Origin of the sequence: Paraburkholderia sp. (genome assembly GCF_047605525.1) — a bacterium.
In the GTDB taxonomy this organism is placed as follows: Bacteria; Pseudomonadota; Gammaproteobacteria; order Burkholderiales; family Burkholderiaceae; genus Paraburkholderia.
In genome coordinates this window covers 430,600-449,862 of record NZ_JASGFN010000003.1, presented here as the reverse complement: position 1 = coordinate 449,862, position 19,263 = coordinate 430,600, and the positions used below count along the sequence as shown (strand labels likewise).

Annotated in this window: 21 protein-coding genes; 18 read left to right on the top strand and 3 right to left on the bottom strand. The window is 63.3% G+C overall.

Annotated features, from left to right (window positions below; genetic code table 11):
* Nucleotides 1-1,886 (bottom strand): Rne/Rng family ribonuclease (locus tag QM685_RS06660; RefSeq protein WP_415113966.1); only part of this gene is annotated, 1,886 nt, incomplete at its 3' end.
* A 746-nt stretch (nucleotides 1,887-2,632) separates the two neighbouring features.
* Between QM685_RS06660 and QM685_RS06655 the strand changes: the two genes are divergently transcribed.
* From QM685_RS06655 to QM685_RS06640, 4 genes are read left to right on the top strand one after another with little or no spacing between them, the layout of a single operon-like run.
* Entirely contained in the window at nucleotides 2,633-3,670 is a 1,038-nt protein-coding gene (locus QM685_RS06655; protein ID WP_415113964.1) for an RluA family pseudouridine synthase, read from the top strand.
* Nucleotides 3,663-4,322 (top strand): HAD-IIIA family hydrolase, encoded by a 660-nt coding sequence (locus QM685_RS06650; protein WP_415113962.1) that lies wholly within the window; start codon nucleotides 3,663-3,665, stop codon nucleotides 4,320-4,322. The genes QM685_RS06655 and QM685_RS06650 overlap by 8 nt, the downstream gene beginning before the upstream one ends.
* The gene (locus QM685_RS06645; RefSeq protein WP_415113960.1) at nucleotides 4,319-4,735 is read left to right on the top strand and encodes a Rieske (2Fe-2S) protein; all 417 of its coding nucleotides are present in this window, start codon (nucleotides 4,319-4,321) and stop codon (nucleotides 4,733-4,735) included. Before QM685_RS06650 ends, QM685_RS06645 begins: the two co-directional genes overlap by 4 nt.
* 30 nt (nucleotides 4,736-4,765) lie before the next feature.
* Entirely contained in the window at nucleotides 4,766-5,767 is a 1,002-nt protein-coding gene (locus QM685_RS06640; RefSeq protein ID WP_415113958.1) for a S49 family peptidase, read from the top strand.
* 124 nt (nucleotides 5,768-5,891) lie between these two features.
* On the opposite strand, the gene QM685_RS06635 is transcribed toward QM685_RS06640, so the two are convergent.
* Both QM685_RS06635 and QM685_RS06630 read right to left on the bottom strand, forming a co-directional pair.
* Complete coding sequence (locus QM685_RS06635; RefSeq protein ID WP_415113956.1) at nucleotides 5,892-6,611, bottom strand: SAM-dependent methyltransferase; 720 nt, start codon at nucleotides 6,609-6,611, stop codon at nucleotides 5,892-5,894.
* Nucleotides 6,608-7,225: a Maf-like protein gene (locus QM685_RS06630; RefSeq protein ID WP_415113954.1), complete on the bottom strand. Its 618-nt coding sequence runs from the start codon at nucleotides 7,223-7,225 to the stop codon at nucleotides 6,608-6,610. The genes QM685_RS06635 and QM685_RS06630 overlap by 4 nt, the downstream gene beginning before the upstream one ends.
* 243 nt (nucleotides 7,226-7,468) lie before the next feature.
* On the opposite strand from QM685_RS06630, the gene QM685_RS06625 reads away from it, so the two are divergent.
* The 14 genes from QM685_RS06625 (at nucleotide 7,469) to QM685_RS06560 (ending at nucleotide 19,170) form a co-directional block, all read left to right on the top strand.
* On the top strand, nucleotides 7,469-8,113 hold the full coding sequence (locus QM685_RS06625) for a DUF177 domain-containing protein (protein WP_415113952.1): 645 nt from the start codon (nucleotides 7,469-7,471) through the stop codon (nucleotides 8,111-8,113).
* 101 nt (nucleotides 8,114-8,214) lie between these two features.
* Nucleotides 8,215-8,394, top strand: coding sequence for a 50S ribosomal protein L32 (rpmF, locus tag QM685_RS06620; protein ID WP_006051932.1), 180 nt, complete (start codon nucleotides 8,215-8,217; stop codon nucleotides 8,392-8,394).
* A gap of 123 nt (nucleotides 8,395-8,517) precedes the next feature.
* A complete protein-coding gene (gene plsX, locus QM685_RS06615) occupies nucleotides 8,518-9,624 on the top strand; it encodes a phosphate acyltransferase PlsX (RefSeq protein WP_415113948.1) in 1,107 nt (368 codons plus the stop codon).
* Nucleotides 9,624-10,613: a beta-ketoacyl-ACP synthase III gene (locus QM685_RS06610; RefSeq protein ID WP_415113946.1), complete on the top strand. Its 990-nt coding sequence runs from the start codon at nucleotides 9,624-9,626 to the stop codon at nucleotides 10,611-10,613. Before plsX ends, QM685_RS06610 begins: the two co-directional genes overlap by 1 nt.
* Nucleotides 10,614-10,693: 80 nt before the next feature.
* Complete coding sequence (gene fabD, locus QM685_RS06605; RefSeq protein ID WP_415113944.1) at nucleotides 10,694-11,629, top strand: ACP S-malonyltransferase; 936 nt, start codon at nucleotides 10,694-10,696, stop codon at nucleotides 11,627-11,629.
* A gap of 111 nt (nucleotides 11,630-11,740) precedes the next feature.
* Complete coding sequence (fabG, locus tag QM685_RS06600) at nucleotides 11,741-12,490, top strand: 3-oxoacyl-ACP reductase FabG (protein WP_415113942.1); 750 nt, start codon at nucleotides 11,741-11,743, stop codon at nucleotides 12,488-12,490.
* Nucleotides 12,491-12,641: 151 nt separating this feature from the next.
* On the top strand, nucleotides 12,642-12,881 hold the full coding sequence (gene acpP / locus QM685_RS06595) for an acyl carrier protein (protein ID WP_004197638.1): 240 nt from the start codon (nucleotides 12,642-12,644) through the stop codon (nucleotides 12,879-12,881).
* Nucleotides 12,882-13,108: 227 nt separating this feature from the next.
* Complete coding sequence (gene fabF, locus QM685_RS06590) at nucleotides 13,109-14,347, top strand: beta-ketoacyl-ACP synthase II (RefSeq protein WP_415113937.1); 1,239 nt, start codon at nucleotides 13,109-13,111, stop codon at nucleotides 14,345-14,347.
* 14 nt (nucleotides 14,348-14,361) lie between these two features.
* On the top strand, nucleotides 14,362-14,880 hold the full coding sequence (locus QM685_RS06585; RefSeq protein WP_415113935.1) for a hypothetical protein: 519 nt from the start codon (nucleotides 14,362-14,364) through the stop codon (nucleotides 14,878-14,880).
* 101 nt (nucleotides 14,881-14,981) lie between these two features.
* Nucleotides 14,982-15,581: an RNA polymerase sigma factor RpoE gene (gene rpoE / locus QM685_RS06580; RefSeq protein WP_006051939.1), complete on the top strand. Its 600-nt coding sequence runs from the start codon at nucleotides 14,982-14,984 to the stop codon at nucleotides 15,579-15,581.
* A 94-nt stretch (nucleotides 15,582-15,675) separates the two neighbouring features.
* Nucleotides 15,676-16,293, top strand: coding sequence for a sigma-E factor negative regulatory protein (locus tag QM685_RS06575; RefSeq protein WP_415113933.1), 618 nt, complete (start codon nucleotides 15,676-15,678; stop codon nucleotides 16,291-16,293).
* Nucleotides 16,294-16,297: 4 nt separating this feature from the next.
* On the top strand, nucleotides 16,298-17,341 hold the full coding sequence (locus QM685_RS06570) for a MucB/RseB C-terminal domain-containing protein (protein ID WP_415113931.1): 1,044 nt from the start codon (nucleotides 16,298-16,300) through the stop codon (nucleotides 17,339-17,341).
* 36 nt (nucleotides 17,342-17,377) lie between these two features.
* Nucleotides 17,378-18,901, top strand: a complete 1,524-nt coding sequence (locus QM685_RS06565; RefSeq protein WP_415113929.1) for a DegQ family serine endoprotease — start codon at nucleotides 17,378-17,380, stop codon at nucleotides 18,899-18,901.
* On the top strand, nucleotides 18,898-19,170 hold the full coding sequence (locus QM685_RS06560; protein WP_415113927.1) for a glutaredoxin family protein: 273 nt from the start codon (nucleotides 18,898-18,900) through the stop codon (nucleotides 19,168-19,170). Before QM685_RS06565 ends, QM685_RS06560 begins: the two co-directional genes overlap by 4 nt.
* The last annotated feature ends 93 nt before the right edge of the window (nucleotides 19,171-19,263 follow it).

Genomic DNA, 19,263 nt, shown 5'->3' with positions numbered 1-19,263 from the left:
AACTCCAGCACGTCGCGGCCGCCCGCGGTGCCACGGCGATTGCGGTTGCGCTCGCCGCCGCGCTCGCTCGCGCGCTCACCGCGCTCCGTGCGTTCGCCGCGTTGCGGACGAGCCTGCTTGTCGGTGGTGGCCGGCGCGGCGGGTGCCGGAGCCGCCGGCTGCACGCCGAACAGGTTCTTCAGCCAGCCGATGAAGCCGCCGCTTGCCGGCGTCACCGCGACCGGAGCCGGTGTCGTGGCCGGGCGAACCGGCGCGCTCGGTGCCGGCTTCTCGGGCGTGATGCCCTTGACCGCCGCTTCCTGCTTCGGCTTCACTTCCTCGGTGCGCTTGCTGTAGCCGGTTTCCGATTCCAGTTCGCGGGCCGCTTCTTCGGCCATCTTCCACGACGCGCGCGGGTCGTCGAGGCGCGCATCGTCGTGACGCAGACGTTCGAGCTTGTAGTGCGGCGTGTCGAGGTGCTTGTTCGGGATCAGCACGACATTGACCTTGAAACGCGACTCGATCTTGTTGATTTCGGCGCGCTTCTCGTTCAACAGGAAGGCGGTCACTTCGACCGGCACCTGGCAATGGATCGCCGCGGTGTTTTCCTTCATCGCTTCTTCCTGAATGATCCGCAGCACTTGCAGCGCGGACGATTCGGTATCGCGGATATGGCCCGTGCCGTTGCAGCGCGGGCAGGTCACGTGGCTGCCTTCGGAGAGCGCCGGACGCAGACGCTGGCGCGACAGCTCCATCAGCCCGAAGCGCGAGATCTTGCCCATCTGCACGCGGGCGCGGTCGTGCTTGAGCGCGTCTTTCAGGCGCTGCTCGACTTCGCGCTGGCTCTTGGCCGATTCCATATCGATGAAGTCGATCACGATCAGGCCGCCCAGGTCGCGCAGACGCAACTGGCGGGCGACTTCGTCGGCGGCTTCGAGGTTCGTGCGCGCGGCGGTTTCCTCGATGTCCGCGCCCTTGGTCGCGCGCGCCGAGTTCACGTCGATCGCGACGAGCGCCTCGGTGTGGTCGATGACGATCGCGCCGCCCGACGGCAGCGGCACCGTGCGCGAGTACGCGGTTTCGATCTGATGCTCGATCTGGAAACGCGAGAAGAGCGGCACGTCGTCGTGGTAGCGCTTCACCTTGCTGACATTGTCCGGCATCACGATATCCATGAAGGCGCGTGCCTGGTCATGGATTTCGGTGGTGTCGATCAGGATTTCGCCGATATCGGGCTGGAAGTAGTCGCGGATCGCGCGGATCACGAGGCTCGATTCGAGATAGATCAGCATCGGCTGGCCGGCCGCGCCGCTTTGCGACGCGGCTTCGATCGCGCGCCACAGTTGCATCAGGTAGTTCAGGTCCCATTGCAGCTCTTCGGCGCTGCGGCCGATGCCGGCCGTGCGCGCGATGATGCTCATGCCTTCCGGCAGTTGTAGCTGCGCCATGGTTTCGCGCAGTTCCTGACGGTCGTCGCCTTCGATCCGGCGCGACACGCCGCCGCCGCGCGGGTTGTTCGGCATCAGCACCAGATAGCGGCCGGCGAGCGAGATGAACGTGGTCAGGGCCGCGCCCTTGTTGCCGCGCTCTTCCTTTTCGACCTGGACGATGAGTTCCTGACCTTCCTTGAGCGCGTCCTGGATGCGTGCGGAACGCATGTCGACGCCATCGCGGAAGTATTGGCGGGCGACTTCCTTGAACGGCAGGAAGCCGTGGCGGTCTTCGCCGTAGTTGACGAAGCAGGCTTCGAGCGACGGCTCGATGCGCGTGATGATGCCTTTGTAAATATTGCCTTTGCGCTGTTCGCGGCCGGCGGTTTCGATGTCGATATCGATGAGTTTTTGCCCATCGACGATGGCGACGCGCAGTTCTTCCTGCTGCGTCGCGTTGAACAACATTCGTTTCATTGAACGGCTCCAGAACGGCCTCGCCGGCCCGGACCACGCGGTTGTCAGTCGCGAGAGCCAGGAAGGGCAGCGGCGTGCCGTGTCTTATTGTGATTTCACAAGCACGCTGGAGCGGGAAAGATGGCGGGAGAATTGCCTGAGAGGGCCCGGCCCTGTCAAGAAACGGGCACGGTGCCGCAGGGCACACGCGAACACGGCTTCAAATCATGACCTGACACGCCCCGTTTCTGCCAGCAGACCTTCACAAGTCTTCGTCCTGTCATGCCGGCGCGCCAACTGGGCGCGCGAGCGAACGGCGAAGGCCGGGTCATGCCGCAACGGGAAGTTCGCGCAGGCGGCGCGTCTTTTCCTGCTGAGGGGTGTCTCGTTTCATTTTTTGACGTCGCCATGTCTTGTACTTTCTACAAGACGCCTTGGGCGCACGCCGTATTTTCGCAACTTGCAGCTTCGTCCAGCAGGGCGTCATACCACCCGGAAACGCGAAGCTGAAAGCTAAATTCTTTTTTACCAAAATTCCGTTACCGTCGAAGCCCGCCTTGACCGAACGCGCCTGTGGGCGCCGTCCCTGCCGGGCACTGACTTCGTGCGTGCAACTTGTTGCATCTCATTTTGAGGGTGAGCAACCAGACCCCGGCGCAAGTAAAATAACGGTTTAATCGCTTGCGCCTCTCGCAATCCACCGCATTCCGGACGCTGTGCGGGCACTGCGCCGGCCCTCGCGGACTGCTGGGCAAATTATATTCAGAATGAAAGAGTTAGGCAAAACATCCCAGAGATCGGTTGCAGGCGTGGTTGCAAGCGACCAGGTTTCGCTGATCGAGATCGACGACGGCTCGGCCGGGCAGCGCATCGACAATTTCCTGCTGCGCGTTTGCAAAGGCGTGCCGAAAAGCCATATTTACCGCATCCTGCGCAGTGGCGAAGTGCGTGTGAACAAGGGCCGGATCGATGCGCAATATCGGCTCGAATCCGGCGATCTCGTGCGCGTGCCGCCGATCCGCGTCGCGCAGCAGAACGAGACCGTCGCGCCGGCGCCCATACCCGCCGGCGGCTTTCAGATTCTTTTCGAAGATGAACACCTGCTCGTCATCGACAAGCCGGCCGGCGTCGCGGTCCACGGCGGCAGTGGTGTTGCGTTCGGCGTGATCGAGCAGATGCGCGGGGCGCGGCCGCAGGCGAAATTCCTCGAACTCGTGCATCGGCTCGATCGCGAAACCTCGGGCATCCTGATGCTCGCGAAAAAGCGCGCCGCGCTCGTCAATCTGCACGAGCAGATTCGCGATAACCGGATGGACAAGCGCTATTACGCGTGCGTGCATGGCGAATGGGCGGCCGATTGGGGGCGCCGTCGCGCGGTCAAGGCGCCACTGCACAAGTACCTGACCGCGGATGGCGAGCGCCGTGTACGGGTGCAGCCGGACGGGCTCGCGTCGCATACGGTTTTCAATCTGGTCGACCGCTGGCCGGGCTACGCGCTGCTCGAGGCCGAGCTGAAGACCGGGCGCACGCACCAGATCCGCGTTCATCTGCAGCATCTGGAACTGCCGATCGTCGGCGACGCCAAATATGGCGATTTCGCGCTGAACAAGGCGCTCGCGCGCGCCAATGCGAAGCCGGGCATCAAGCGCATGTTTCTGCACGCTTACCGGTTGCGGCTCACGCATCCGGCCACCGGCGCGCCATTGCAACTGGAAGCGCCGCTGCCGGCCGACTGCCGCGGCTTCATCGAACAACTCAACGAACTACGGACTGGCTCCAACCCGGAGACGACATTGCATGGCTAGAGAGCAATTTGATCTGATCGTGTTTGACTGGGATGGCACGCTGATGGACTCGACCGTGCACATCACCCGCAGCATCCAGGCGGCGTGCCGCGATCTCGGCTTGCCGGTTCCCGCCGACGAGACCGCGAGCTACGTGATCGGCCTCGGTTTGCGCGACGCGCTGCAACTGGCCGCGCCGACGCTCGATCCGACCGACTATCCGCGTCTTTCGGAGCGCTACCGCTTCCATTATCTGGTGAAGGATCAGACCACCGAGCTGTTCCCCGGCGTGCGGGACATGCTGCAGGAACTGCGCGATCTCGGCTATCTGCTGGCTGTGGCAACCGGCAAGAGCCGCGTCGGATTGAACCGCGCGCTCGACCAGGCGCGCCTGACGAGCCTGTTCGACGGCACGCGCTGCGCCGACGAAACGTTCTCGAAGCCGCATCCCGCGATGCTGCACGAACTGACCCGTGAATTGGGGCAAGATACGGCGCGCACGGTGATGATCGGCGACACGACGCATGATCTGCAGATGGCGATCAATGCTGGCGTGGCGGGAATTGGCGTGACTTACGGCGCGCATCCGGCCAATTCCCTGAGCGCGCTGGAGCCGAAATTCGTCGCGTCGAGCGTGAGCGATCTGTCCGGCTGGCTGCGGGAGAACGCATGAACGCCGGCGATGCGGATTCCGCCACCACTGCCGCCGCGCAGGCCGTGCGCATTTGCGCGGCGGAGGAACTGGTCGACGGCGGCGTCGGCATCCGGCGCGACGCGCGGATCGGCGGCCAGGACGTCGTCGTGTTCTTCATCCGCTACGACGGCCGGGCGTACGGCTACCTGAATCGCTGCGCCCACGTGCCGATGGAGCTCGACTGGTCGGAGGGCCAGTTCTTCGAATCCTCCGGTTTATACTTGATGTGCGCGACACATGGCGCGATTTACGCGCCAGATACGGGCAAATGCGTGGGTGGGCCATGCCGCGGCGGCAGATTGCGCCCCGTGCAGGTCGAGGAGTGCGATACGCCCGAAGGTCGCGCGGTATTCTGGTTGCCCGACGGCGAACTGCTGCCGGCCATACCCTGATTCTCCCTTTCCAATCTTTCCAGTGCCCGCATGTCCGACAATTTGACTCCCCAGAAGGACCCCGCACCGGGCAGCCGTTCCCGCCCGCCCGCCGACGAGCCGGGCTGGGAACGAGCCGCGCTCGAGCGTATCGCGCTCGCGGCCATCAACGAGCAACGCGCCGCGCGGCGCTGGCGGATCTTCTTCCGTTTCGTTTTCCTCGCCGTCTTCGTGCTGGTCGTATGGGGCGCGCTCAGCTTCTCCGGCGAACGGGTCGCCACCACCGGCCGGCATACGGCGATGGTGACACTTGACGGTGAAATCGCCTCGGATACGAACGCGAACGCTGAAGATATCAATACCGCACTGGATACCGCGTTCGAAGATTCCGGCACCGCCGGCGTGATTCTGTATTGCAACAGTCCGGGCGGCAGTCCGGTGCAGGCAGGCATCATCAATAGCGAGATTCGGCGGCTGCGCGGCAAATACCCGTCGATTCCGCTTTACGCGGTGGTCGGCGACATGTGCGCGTCGGGTGGCTACTATGCGGTTGCGGCAGCCGACAAGATCTATGTCGACAAGGCGAGCATCGTCGGTTCGATCGGCGTGCTGATGGATGGCTTCGGATTTACCGGGTTGATGGACAAGCTGGGGATCCAGCGGCGGTTGCATACATCGGGTGAGAACAAGGGCTTTTTCGATCCGTTCTCGCCGGAAACGCCGAAGATGGACGAACATGCGCAGGATATGCTCGATCAGATCCATGCGCAATTCATCGACGCGGTGCGCCAAGGCCGGGGCAAACGTCTGCATGAGACGCCGGACATGTTCTCCGGGCTATTCTGGACCGGGCAGAAGAGCGTCGAGCTCGGCCTTGCCGATGGTTTTGGCGACCCGGACTACGTGGCGCGCGAAATATTCAAGGCATCGGATATCGTCGATTACACGGTTAAAGAAAGCATTACGGACCGTGTTGCGCGCAAGTTCGGCGCGGCAGTGGGCGCCGGCGCGATGCGGGCGATGGCGTTTGGCGCGAAACTGAACCTGCATTGATCTCGCTGTTATAAAAAAGCCCGCGCAATCGTTATTTTGATTGCGCGGGCTTTGTCCCTTTGTCCTGTTTGTGCACGCGGTTTCTTGCAGCCGGCCTGCCTGTGCAAGTGCCGGGATGGCGTGCTCAGGCCGCCAGAATCAGAAAAATGGCAGGCCGTTTGTGCAGATCGATCTCCGGCTTTTTCTTCCAGTCGGCCACGGTGCGGCTCGCGATCGTCTCCGTCGGCAGCGTCAGGTCGACCGCGACGCATACGAGTGTCGACGGCGCGCAACTCCCGAGTAGCGTATCGAGCAGCGCACGATTCCGGTAAGGCGTTTCGATGAAAATCTGCGTCTGCCTGCCCTTGCGCGACTGTTGCTCCAGATCGCGCAGGCGTTTGGCGCGCTCGGCGGCGTCGACGGGCAGATAGCCATGGAACGCGAAGCTCTGGCCGTTCAGGCCCGACGCCATCAGCGCGAGCAGGATCGAGCTCGGCCCGACCAACGGCACGACCTTCACGCCGCGCTCGTGGGCGCGGCGTACCAACAGTGCGCCCGGGTCCGCGACCGCCGGGCAGCCGGCCTCGGAGACGAGTCCTGCATCGGTGCCCGCGAGCAGCGGCGCGAGCAGTCGGTCGATTTCGCCGGCCGGCGTATTGACGTTCAATTCGCGTATCTCGATTTCCTGGATCGGCCGCCCGGTGCCGACTTTTTTCAGGAATGCCCGGGTGGTTTTCGCGTTTTCGCCAATGTAATAGTGCAGCGACGCCGCGCGGCCACGCACTGCCGCGGGCAGCACGAGGTCGAGCGCGCTCGCGTCGCCTTCGCCGAGCGTATTTGGAATCAGGTACAGCGTGCCGGTCATTGCGCCCCCAGAAGCGGATAGCCGGCCGCGAGCAACATGCGCGACAGCGCGATCAGCGGCAGGCCGACGAGCGCGGTCGGGTCGTCGGAATGGATGGCCTCCAGCAGCGCGATGCCGAGTCCTTCGGATTTGGCGCTGCCGGCCACGTCGTACGGCGTTTCGGCACGCAGATAGGCGTCGAGCGCGGCGTCCGGCAGATTGCGAAAGCGCACGCGGGTAATCACGTCGACGGTTTGCGCGATGTCCGTCGCGCTGTCGAACAGACATAGCGCGCTATGGAACAGCACTTCGCGGCCACGCATCGCCTGGAGTTGCGCGAGCGCCTTGTCGTGCGTGCCGGGCTTGCCGATCTGCAGCCCGTCGTAGGTGGCGACCTGATCGGAGCCGATCACGAGCGCGGGTTCGCCGGCGCCAAGCCCTTTGGCCACTGCGCGGGCTTTGGCTTCGGACAGGCGCAGTGCGGTGGCTTCGGGTGTTTCGCCGGCGAGCGGCGTTTCGTCGATCGCCGGCACGATGACGTCGAATGGCACGAGCAGGCGTTCGAGCAACTCGCGGCGATACGGCGAACTCGACGCCAGAATCAGGCGTGGCGGGCGTTTGAGGGAATCAGGCATGGTTAAGCGGCAGCTAAGGAAGCGGGTCGCACGGGGTCACATGCGGACGGGCTTAAGTGTTTGACTCGAAAAGACAAAACGGATATGATTTCGGGCTTTTCACGGTATGCTTGCGCTTAAGGGTTTGGGCATGTAGCCGTTGCAAATCCCGCAGGCTGTCTCGCAAACCGGTTTACCTCCGCGGTGGTTTACCCGTCGCGGATCGATCACCCCGGCAACATGCTTGCCGACGCAGGAGCGCACATGACTCAACATCCTGGCAAACCTGCAGGTCTGTCCGACCCGCATGAACTCGATCTGTTCGAATTTGCGCGGAGTGGGCGTCAGGCCGCGGGTGTCGTGCGCGTTTCGCAACTGCCGCGCATGTTAAACGAAGTCCCGGCGGAAGCGCCAGATCGCGATAGCGCGTTCACGTGGCAAGCCGAAGGGACGACGCAGCCGGAATTGCAGGACGACGGTACCGAAGGTCCCCAGCCTTATCTGAGGATGGCGATTCACGGGGCCACGTGGCTCGAATGTCAGCGGTGCTTGACGCCGTATTCGCAGGCGTTCAGCGTCGATGCAACTTACCGGATCGTCAATACGGAGGCGGAAGCCGAAGAGTTTCCGCTCGACGAGGATGAAGTCGAGGTGATCGTGGGCTCACGCCAGTTCGATCTCATCGACTTGATCGAAGAAGAGTTGCTGCTTTCCTTGCCGCTCGTGCCCAGGCACGAGGTCTGTCCTGAAGTGCACGAGAGCCTTGTTTCGGGTGCGGACGGCAGCGAAGGCAAGGGCGACGAAGCCGCGCAGGACGAGGCTGGCCAGGGCGGTGAATCCGGGCGACGTAATCCGTTCGCGGCGCTCGAAAGTCTCAAGCGCGACGAGCCGGGCGGCAGGAAGCACTAGACAGTTGCAGGGGAGCGCGATGCGGGCGCATTGGCCGTTCGGCCAGTGGCGGAGACCGTATCGGGCTGTGTTAGAATTCGGAAAATTTTTAGGAGTTAGTCATGGCAGTTCAACAAAACAAGAAGTCGCCGTCGAAGCGCGGCATGCACCGTTCGCACGATTTCCTGACGGCAGCGCCGCTGGCCGTCGAGCCGAGCACGGGCGAAGTGCATCTGCGTCACCACGTCAGCCCGAACGGCTACTATCGCGGCAAGAAAGTCGTCAAGACGAAGAACGACTAATCGTTCATTGCGATGCGCCCTGTGGCGTTTCGCGTGGCGATCGGCTCGCTTGACATTTTCCCGGTTCGGCAAAAAGGCGGCATTCAACTGCCGCTTTTTTGTGTCTGAAATTCGTCGCACTCCATGACAGTAAAGCTCACGATAGATTGCATGGGAGGCGACCACGGCCCGTCCGTGACCGTTCCCGCTGCCGTCAACTTCGTTCGTTCGCATCCCGACGCGCAATTGCTGCTCGTCGGCATTGAAACTGCGATTCGTGCGCAACTGAAGAAGTTGAAGGCTCAGGATCTGCCGGCGCTGACCGTCGTGCCTGCTTCCGAGATCGTCGCGATGGACGATCCGGTCGAGGTCGCGCTGCGCAAGAAAAAAGATTCGTCGATGCGCGTGGCGCTGAACCGCGTCAAGGAAGGCGAGGCGCAAGCCTGCATTTCCGCCGGCAACACCGGCGCATTGATGGCGGTCTCCCGCTATGTGCTTAAAACGCTGTCGGGCATCGAACGCCCGGCCATCGCGTTTGCACTCCCCAATCCCAATGGCTACACGATGATGCTCGACCTGGGCGCCAACGTCGACTGCGAGCCGCAGCATCTGCTGCAATTCGCCGAGATGGGGCACGCGCTCGTGTCCGCGCTCGAGGGCAAGGAGCGGCCCACCATCGGGCTGCTCAACATCGGCGAAGAAGTCATCAAGGGTAACGACATCATCAAGCGCGCCGGAGAGCTGCTGCGCGCGAGTACACTGAACTTTCACGGCAACGTCGAAGGCGACGATATCTACAAGGGCACTGTCGACGTGATCGTCTGCGACGGCTTTGTCGGCAACGTCGCGCTGAAGACGTCGGAAGGTCTCGCGCAGATGCTCTCCAACATCATCAAGGAAGAGTTCGGCCGCTCATGGCTTACCAAGATGATGGCGCTGCTCGCGCTGCCGGTATTGATGCGTGTCAAGAAACGCGTCGACCATCGGCAATACAACGGCGCCGCGCTGCTCGGCTTGCGCGGCCTCGTGATCAAAAGCCACGGTTCCGCCGATGCCTACGCGTTTGAGTGGGCTATCAAACGCGGGTATGATGCCGTCAAAAACGGCGTGCTGGAGCGCCTTGCGCGAGCAATGGAAGAGAACGCGGGTTCTCTCGAACAGGCGGCGCGCGACGCAAGCGGTGCGGGTCACGCAAGCCCGATCGCAGGCCAGCCGGCCGAGCCCTACGCTGCGCAATCCTCGAAGGCATAATGGCTCAATCCACAATCTATTCCCGCGTGCTGGGCACCGGCAGTTATCTGCCGCCCAACCGCGTCACCAATCAGGATCTGGCCGAGCGTCTCGCCGCTCAAGGCGTCGAGACGAGCGACGAATGGATCGTCGCCCGCACGGGCATCCATGCGCGCCACTTCGCCGAGCCGGACGTCACGACCAGCGATCTTGCCCTGATCGCTTCGCAGCGTGCGATCGACGCAGCGGACATCGACCCGCAATCCATCGACCTGATCATCGTAGCCACGTCCACGCCGGACTTCGTGTTTCCCAGTACCGCGTGCCTGCTGCAGAACAAGCTCGGGATCAAAAATCACGGCGCTGCGTTCGATGTGCAGGCCGTCTGCTCCGGGTTCGCCTATGCGGTGGCCACGGCGGACAGCTTCATCCGTAGCGGCCAGCATCGCACGGCGCTCGTGATCGGTGCGGAAACCTTCTCGCGCATTCTTGATTTCAAAGACCGTACCACCTGCGTGCTGTTCGGCGACGGCGCCGGCGCGGTGATCCTGCAGGCGTCCGACGAACCGGGCGTGCTGGCGAGCGCGCTGCACGCGGACGGCAGCTATTCGAACATTCTGTGCACGCCGGGCAACGTGAATGGCGGCGTGGTCGCCGGCAGCGCGTTCCTGTACATGGACGGCCAGGCGGTGTTCAAGCTCGCCGTCAACGTGCTCGAAAAAGTCGCAATCGAAGCACTCGAGAAAGCCAATCTGGAGTCCGGGCAGATCGACTGGCTGATTCCGCATCAGGCCAATATCCGCATCATGCAAAGCACCTGCCGCAAGCTCGGCCTGCCGCAGGAGCGCATGGTGGTCACGGTGGGCGAGCACGGCAATACGTCGGCGGCGTCCATTCCGCTCGCACTCGACGTCGCGGTGCGCGACGGTCGCATCAAGCGCGGCCAGAACGTGCTGATCGAGGGGGTCGGCGGCGGCTTCACGTGGGGCGCGTCGGTCATTCGCTACTGATGCGGCCCGGCGCGACGCGCTCGCGCCCGTGGCAGCCGCGGACGGCGGCCACATCCGATTAAACTGATTTTGGGGACGATATGAAATTCGCGTTCGTTTTTCCTGGGCAGGGTTCGCAGACGGTCGGCATGCTCAACGCGTTCGCCGATCACGCAATCGTGCGTGAGACGGTTCAGGAAGCTTCCGACGCACTCAACCAGGACCTCGGCAAACTGATCGCCGAAGGCCCCGCCGAAGATCTCAATCTCACCACCAACACCCAGCCGGTCATGCTGACCGCGGCCTACGCGATCTACCGCGCGTGGCGGCAGGCGGGCGGCCCGGCGCCGACGATCGTCGCGGGCCATAGTCTCGGCGAATACACCGCGCTCGTCGCGGCCGGCGCGCTCGCATTCCGCGATGCGGTGCCGCTCGTGCGTTTCCGCGCGCAGGCAATGCAAACCGCGGTGCCGGTGGGCGTTGGCGGCATGGCCGCGATTCTCGGTCTCGACGACGACACGGTGCGCGCGGTCTGCGCGGAGGCGTCGGCGGCGGGCGTCGTCGAGGCAGTCAATTTCAACGCGCCGGCGCAGGTCGTGATCGCGGGCCACAAGGCCGCGGTCGAGAAGGCCTGCGAAGTCGCGAAGGCGAAAGGCGCGAAGCGCGCGCTGCCGCTGCCGGTGTCGGCGCCGTTCCACTCGTCGCTGCTCAAGCCCGCGTCGGACCAGTTGCGCGAATACCTCGCGAGCATCGACGTGCAGGTGCCGTCGATTCCCGTCATCAACAATGTCGACGTCGCGGTGGTCAACGAACCCGCCGCGATCAAGGACGCGCTGGTACGCCAGGCGGCCGGTCCGGTGCGCTGGGTCGAGTGTGTTCAGGCGATGGCCGCGCAGGGTGTCACGCACGTGATCGAGTGCGGTCCGGGCAAGGTCCTTGCGGGCCTGACCAGGCGTATCGATGGCAATCTCGCCGGCGCATCGGTGTTCGATCCGGCGTCGCTCGAAGAAACGCTGAAGCTCGTGGCGGCAGGCTGAGCTCGCCGTTCGCAAGCGTCGACGGAGCCGTGTGCCGCAATAACGCGGCATTCCTCGGCAGCAGAACCAGCAAAAATAACGAGCCCTTTTAACGGGCATCCGGACTGACAGATGGAAAAGACTCTCGACAAGCAGATCGCAATCGTGACGGGCGCGTCGCGCGGCATCGGCCGTGCGATCGCGATGGAACTGGCGCGCCAGGGCGCGACGGTCATCGGTACCGCGACCAGTGAAAGCGGCGCGGCCGCGATCACCGAAGCGTTCAACGCGGCCGGCGTGAACGGCCGCGGCGCGGTGCTCGACGTGAACGACGCGGCGGCGGCGGAAGCGCTGATCGACGGCACGGTCAAGGAATTCGGCGCGCTGCACGTGCTCGTGAACAATGCCGGCATCACGCAGGACCAACTGGCGATGCGCATGAAGGACGACGACTGGGATGCGGTGATCGACACCAACCTGAAGTCGGTGTTCCGCCTGTCGCGCGCGGTGCTGCGTCCGATGATGAAGGCCCGGGGCGGCCGTATCATCAACATCACCTCGGTGGTCGGCTCGGCCGGCAACCCGGGGCAGATCAACTACGCGGCGGCGAAGGCCGGGGTCGCTGGCATGACCCGCGCGCTCGCGCGCGAGATCGGCAGCCGCGGCATCACGGTCAATTGCGTCGCGCCGGGCTTTATCGACACCGACATGACGAAGGCGCTGCCCGAAGAGCAGCAAACCGCGCTGAAGACGCAGATCCCGCTCGGCCGTCTCGGCAGCCCGGAAGACATCGCGCATGCGGTCGCGTTCCTCGCGTCGCCGCAGGCGGGTTACATCACCGGCACGACGCTGCACGTGAACGGCGGCATGTATATGCAATAACCAATTTCGGTTACTATCCGCGCCTTGATGCGTTTGTAGAAGCATGAGGCGCATGCCTTGACAGGAACCCGATGCGCGGCTTTTTTGCCGGGTCAAACCTGATAAAATGCGCGCACCTGTATTTTTGAACTTCTTTTCCCTTGGAGGGGTAATGGACAATATCGAACAGCGCGTCAAGAAGATCGTCGCGGAACAACTGGGCGTTGCGGAAGCGGAAATCAAGAACGAAGCGTCGTTCGTGAACGATCTCGGCGCCGACTCGCTCGACACCGTCGAGCTCGTAATGGCCCTCGAAGACGAATTCGGCATGGAAATTCCGGATGAAGAAGCCGAGAAGATCACGACCGTTCAACAAGCGATCGACTACGCTCGCGCGAACGTCAAGGCCTAAGGTCATTCGCGCCTGCGTTTCTGCGTCGGCGGCGCATGACGCCGTGCCGTGTGCCGGCGCCAGCGGGGCTGGTCCTTTTCTCCGCGCCGCTTGCCATGCAGGAGCCAGCGATGTTGACAGCGCAACTTTCCGCGCGATTGCCGACTTAAACAGCCACAGGGCACACAGGGCGGATTCCTGTGGCCGCTGTGGCTTTTGCTTTTGTCATCTATGAAAAAGGGGTTACCGTGAGCCGCCGTCGTGTTGTTGTTACAGGCCTGGGGCTGATTTCGCCTGTTGGCAATAATGTTGCCGACGGCTGGGCCAATCTGGTCGCCGGCAAGTCTGGGATTGCCAATATCACCAAGTTCGATGCGTCGAACTTCTCGACTCGTTTCGCCGGCGAGGTGAAGGGCTTCAATATCGAGGACTACATCCCCGGTAAGGAAGCGCGCCACATGGATACGTTCATCCATTACGGCGTGGCCGCGGGCATCCAGGCGATGCAGGACAGCGGGCTCGAAGTCACCGACGAGAATTCGGAGCGCATCGGCGTCGTGGTCGGTTCGGGCATCGGCGGTCTGCCGATGATCGAAATCACGCAAACCGAACTGCTCAATCGTGGCCCGCGCCGTATTTCGCCGTTCTTCGTGCCGGCTTCGATCATCAACATGATCTCCGGCCATCTGTCGATCAAGTTCGGCATCAAGGGGCCGAATCTGTCGATCGTCACCGCCTGTACGACCGGTCTGCACTGCATCGGCGAGGCTTCGCGCCTGATCGAATACGGCGACGCCGACGTGATGATCGCGGGCGGCGCGGAATCGACCGTGTCGCCGCTCGGTATCGGCGGCTTCGCGGCGGCGCGCGCGCTGTCGCAACGCAACGACGATCCGGCGACCGCGAGCCGTCCGTGGGACAAGGACCGCGACGGTTTCGTGCTCGGCGAGGGCGCCGGCGTGATGGTGCTCGAAGAGTACGAGCACGCGAAGGCGCGCGGCGCGAAGATCTACGCGGAAGTCGGCGGCTACGGCATGAGCGGCGACGCGTATCACATGACCGCTCCGCTCGAAGACGGCGATGGCGCCCGCCGCTGCATGCTGGCCGCGTTGAAGAACGCGGGCATCAACGCCGATCGGGTGAGCTATCTGAACGCGCACGGCACGTCCACGCCGCTCGGCGACCTCGCGGAAACGACCGGCATCAAGCGGGCTTTCGGCGATCACGCCAAAAACATGGTCGTGAACTCGACCAAATCGATGACGGGCCACCTGCTGGGCGGCGCCGGCGGTCTTGAGTCGGTGTTTACGGTGCTCGCCGTGCATCACCAGGTCTCGCCGCCGACCATCAACATCTTTAATCAGGATCCGACCTGCGATCTCGATTACTGCGCGAACACCGCGCGGGAAATGAAGATCGACGTCGCGCTGAAGAACTCGTTCGGGTTCGGCGGCACGAACGGCACGCTGGTGTTCAAGCGCGCCTGATCGACCGATAACGGGTGACGCGCCAGTCAACGACGCCGGCTCCGCCGGCGCTTTCTCCCGAAGCGGCAACGCTGGGCAGGGCGACGCAGCGGATCGCGCTGCGTCGCTCGCTCGCGCTGCGCGTCGCGCTGGGGGCTTTCGTGCTGATTGCGACGTTAGCTGTCTATACCTGCCTCGCGCCGCATCTGGGCGCGTGGCGGGCCGTTCCGCTGACGCTTGCCGTAGCGGCGCTGCTCGCGCTGTGCGCGGCGAGGCATGACGCGGCGCAGCCGGTCGCGCTGCAAATCGGACGGGACGAGATTTCTGCCTGGAACGAGGCGGGCACGCTGCTCGCGCGAGGCGGCGTAGCCGGCTGTGCGCAGTGGAGCGGCCTTTTGCTGGTGCTCGCGCTCGAGCCTGAAGGTCGCCGAAAGCGTGCTCAAATGCGCGTCCCACGCGGCTGCGCGCGTATCTTGCTGCTCCCGGCCGACGCGTTGCCGGCCGCCGTTTTCCGTGAGCTTTCCGTGCTCGGCCGGCGCGCGGCCGGCGCCTGACTGTAACGACTGTAACCGCTGTTACCGTAGTAACGTGCCCTTATGGGGGGGACGCTACAATGGTCCCCCGCCATGCGCCCTATAGTTAACGGATTTATCAGGTGAGCGAAAAAGAAATTGATCAGGTGCTGGTCGAGCGCGTCCAGAAGGGCGACAAGGCCGCGTTCGAGCTTCTGGTCTCCAAATACCACCGCAAGATTCTCCGGCTGATCTCGCGTCTCGTGCGGGACCCCGCCGAAGTCGAAGACGTCGCGCAGGACGCCTTTATCAAGGCATATCGCGCATTGCCACAGTTTCGCGGGGAATCGGCGTTTTATACGTGGTTGTACCGGATTGCGGTCAATACCGCGAAGAACTACCTTGCCACTCAAGGCCGGCGCGCGCCGACATCGACCGAAGCGGATGCTGAAGAAGCTGAAACTTTCTCGGACGCCGACCAACTAAGGGATATCAACACGCCTGAGTCGATGTTGATGAGCAAGCAGATCGCCGAAACGGTCAATGCTGCGATGGCGGTTTTGCCGGAAGAATTGCGCACCGCCATTACTCTTCGAGAAATTGAGGGTTTGAGCTACGAGGAAATCGCCGAGATGATGGGTTGCCCAATTGGCACAGTCAGATCACGAATTTTCCGCGCTCGCGAAGCCATTGCGGCAAAATTGCGCCCATTGCTTGACACACCCGAAGGCAAGCGCTGGTAAACGTCCATAAGCGTCCAGCCGACTGAGCGGGGCATGGGTGCAATATCTGGATTAGTGGTGTCACTACGGGGTATTTGTAAAGATGGGGAGCATCATGGGGTCGGTCTCGATGCAATCGCAAGCAGGTTCGCACGGCGAGCGTCTGTCCGCCTTTGTCGACGGCGAGTTGTTCGACGAAGAGCATCTGAATCTGGACAAGTTTCTTTCCGGGCTCGACGGCGAGGATCATGCCGTCTGGTCGAGCTACCATCTGATCGGCGACGCGCTGCGTTCCGACGATCTGGCGATCAGCCCCGCAAGGAGCAGCGCATTTCTGAGCGGTTTCGCCGCGCGTCTCGAAAGCGAGCCGCATGTGCTCGCGCCGGCCGCCGCGCCTTCCACGGCCGTCACGCGCCGTCTGCTCGGGCTGCGCCGCCGTGTCGTGCCGGCCTTTGCCGTTGCCGCCGCGGCAGCCACGCTTACGTGGATCGTCGTGCCGCAATTGCAGGGCGTGCCGGGCGGTCCTGCCGCGCAACTGGCGTCGCGCGGCGACGCGGTACAGCGCGTCGCAATGGCGTCGGTGCCGGTGCAGTCGTCGCAAGACTCCAACATCATTCGCGACGCCAGCCTCGATCAATATCTCGAAGCTCACCAGCAGTTCGCGCAGCAACCGGTCATGGCTGGCTCGATGCCGGTGATTCGCGCTGCCTCAGTCTCCACGCAGGGCCAATAGTTTGATGCAGACTTCGCGGTTGAATAAAACGACTATCTGGGGGCGGTTGCCGGCATTCCTGTTCTGCGCAGCCGTATTGTTGTCCGCCACACCGCGGGTCTTTGCACAAACCGAAGATCCAGTCGCCGTCCGTCGCGCGGCGGCGGAACTGCTCGACCGCATCCATCAGGCCGCCCAGCAGCAGAATTACGAGGGCGCGTTTGTCTACCAGCGCGGCGATTTCGTGCAGACGTCGCGCATCGCGCATTACTCCACCCACACGGACGGCCAGTTCGAGCAACTCGAAAGCCTCGACGGCAAGCCGCGCAAGATGCTGCGGCACAACGACGATATGTTCACGTTCGTGCCGGAGCGGCATCTCGTAGTCGTCGAAAAGCGCCAGAACAAGGATTCTTTCCCCGCGCTGCTGGCCGTGAGCGGTGAGCAGGTATTGTCGGTCTACGAGCCGAAGATGCTTGGCGACGACCGCGTCGCGGGCGTCGACAGTCTCGTGATGGAACTCGATCCGAAAGACTCATACCGTTTCGCATACAAGCTGTGGGCCGACAAGAAGACCGGCCTGTTGCTGCGCGCGCAAACGCTCGACCCGAGCGGCCAGGTGCTAGAACAGTTGTCTTTTTCCCAGGTGCGCATCGGCGTGCCGGTCGACAAGGCCGGCATCGTCAACGGCATTCGTAATCTGGCGGGGTGGACCGTCGTGCGGCCGCCGGTCGAGCCGGTGGACATGGCCGCGCAGGGCTGGCAGATCACGCCGTCGGTGCCGGGCTTCCGGATGATCCGCCAGTTGCGCCGTCCGATGGCGTCGCGCGAAGCGGGGCAGCCGCCCATTCCGGTCGATCAGGCAGTATTTTCCGACGGCCTCGCGGCCATTTCGGTGTTCGTGGAGCCGGTCGAAAACAATTCGCGCAAGGAAGGCACGGGCAATAGCGGCGCGACTCACGTACTGGTCAAGCGCAGCGGTAACTTCTGGATTACCCTGCTCGGTGAAGTGCCCCAAACCACATTGCAGCAATTTGCGTCTGCCATAGAATACAAAGCTCCGAAGTAACCCTCCGAATCCTGAAATCCCTCGGCTTGCTACGATATGACGACTTTCTCGGTGCGCAAATTCCTCGCGGCCGTAGTGGTGGCGGCGTGTTTGCCGCTCGTACCGCATATGGCGTCGGCGGCTCCCGCCGCCAATCTGCCCGACTTCACTGACCTCGTCGACAAGGTCGGCCCGGCGGTCGTCAACATCCGCACGACAACGCGCGTGTCGAACAGCGGTGCCCGCGGCGGCCTGCCGCCGGGCATGGACGACGGCGACATGTCGGAATTCTTCCGCCGCTTCTTCGGCATTCCGTTGCCGCAGTCGCCGCAATCTCCGGGTGTGCCGCGCGGCGGCGATAATGGCGGCGGTGGCAGTGGTGGCGGCAGCGGCGGCAGCCAGGATACGCCGGACAACAACGATCCCGAGCAGAACAGCGGGGTCGGCTCGGGCTTCATCCTGTCGGCGGACGGCTACGTAATGACCAATGCGCACGTCGTCGACGATGCGGACACCATTTACGTCACGTTGACCGACAAGCGCGAATTCAAGGCGAAACTGATCGGCGTCGATGATCGCACCGACGTCGCGGTCGTCAAGATCAATGCATCGAACCTGCCGACCATCACGATTGGCGATTCGAACAAGGTGCGCGTCGGCGAATGGGTCGTCGCGATCGGCTCGCCGTTCGGGCTCGAGAACACGGTGACGGCGGGCATCGTCAGTGCGAAGGGGCGTGACACCGGCGACTATCTGCCGTTTATCCAGACTGACGTGGCCGTCAATCCGGGCAACTCGGGCGGTCCGCTGATCAACATGCAGGGCGAAGTGATCGGCATCAACTCGCAGATCTATAGCCGCACCGGCGGTTTCATGGGGATCTCGTTCGCGATTCCGATCGACGAAGCGATGCGCGTGGCCGATCAGCTAAAGAGTTCGGGCAAGGTGGTGCGCGGCCGCATCGCTGTCGCGATCGGCGAAGTGACGAAAGACGTTGCCGATTCGCTTGGCTTGCCGAAGGCACAGGGCGCGCTGGTCAGCAGCGTCGAGCCGGGCGGCCCGGCGGACAAGGCCGGCGTGCAGCCGGGCGACATCATCCTGAAATTCAACGGTCATTCGGTCGACACCGCGACGGACCTGCCGCGCATGGTCGGCGATACGAAACCGGGCACGAAGACGACGATTACGATCTGGCGGAAGGGTCAGACGCGCGAACTGCCTGTCACGATCGCCGAAATGCAGCCGGACAAAGTCGCGAAGGCGGATCAGAAGAAGCCGCAGCAGCCGAAGCAGCGCGCGACGAACGCGCTCGGCATCGCGGTCAGCGATATTCCCGCCGACCAGCAGAAGGATCTGAAGATCCACAACGGCGTGCAGATCGATGCGGTCGACGGCCCGGCCGCGCGCGTCGGACTGCAGAAGGGCGACATCATTCTGCGGGTCGGCGACACGGACGTCACGAGCGCGAAGCAGTTCGACGATCTGACCTCGCATCTCGATACGCAGAAGATGGTCGCGCTGCTGGTTCGCCGCGGCGACAACACGCAGTTCGTGCCGATCCGTCCGCGCGCACCGAAATGACGAAGACGGCATCGCTCACGCTCTACGGGCGCGCGTGGTGTCACTTGTGCGAAGACATGCGCGCCGCGCTCGAACCGTTGCTGGCCGAGTTCGGCGCGCAGCTGACCGTGGTCGACGTCGACACGGATCCGTTGCTGGAAGCACGTTACAACGAGCTGGTACCGGTTCTCGTCTGCGAGAGCGTCGAGTTGTGTCACTACCATCTCGACGAAGCGCGGGTGCGTGCCGCGCTGGTCGCCTGTTCCTCGCGCGCAGCCGCCGCATCCTGAGACAGCTTTTTTGGATCGCGCGGTTCATACGCGCCGCTGGTACCGTCCACATCGAATTTCCTGCCTCTTCCGTGCGCTCTTGAGGTCTGGGCT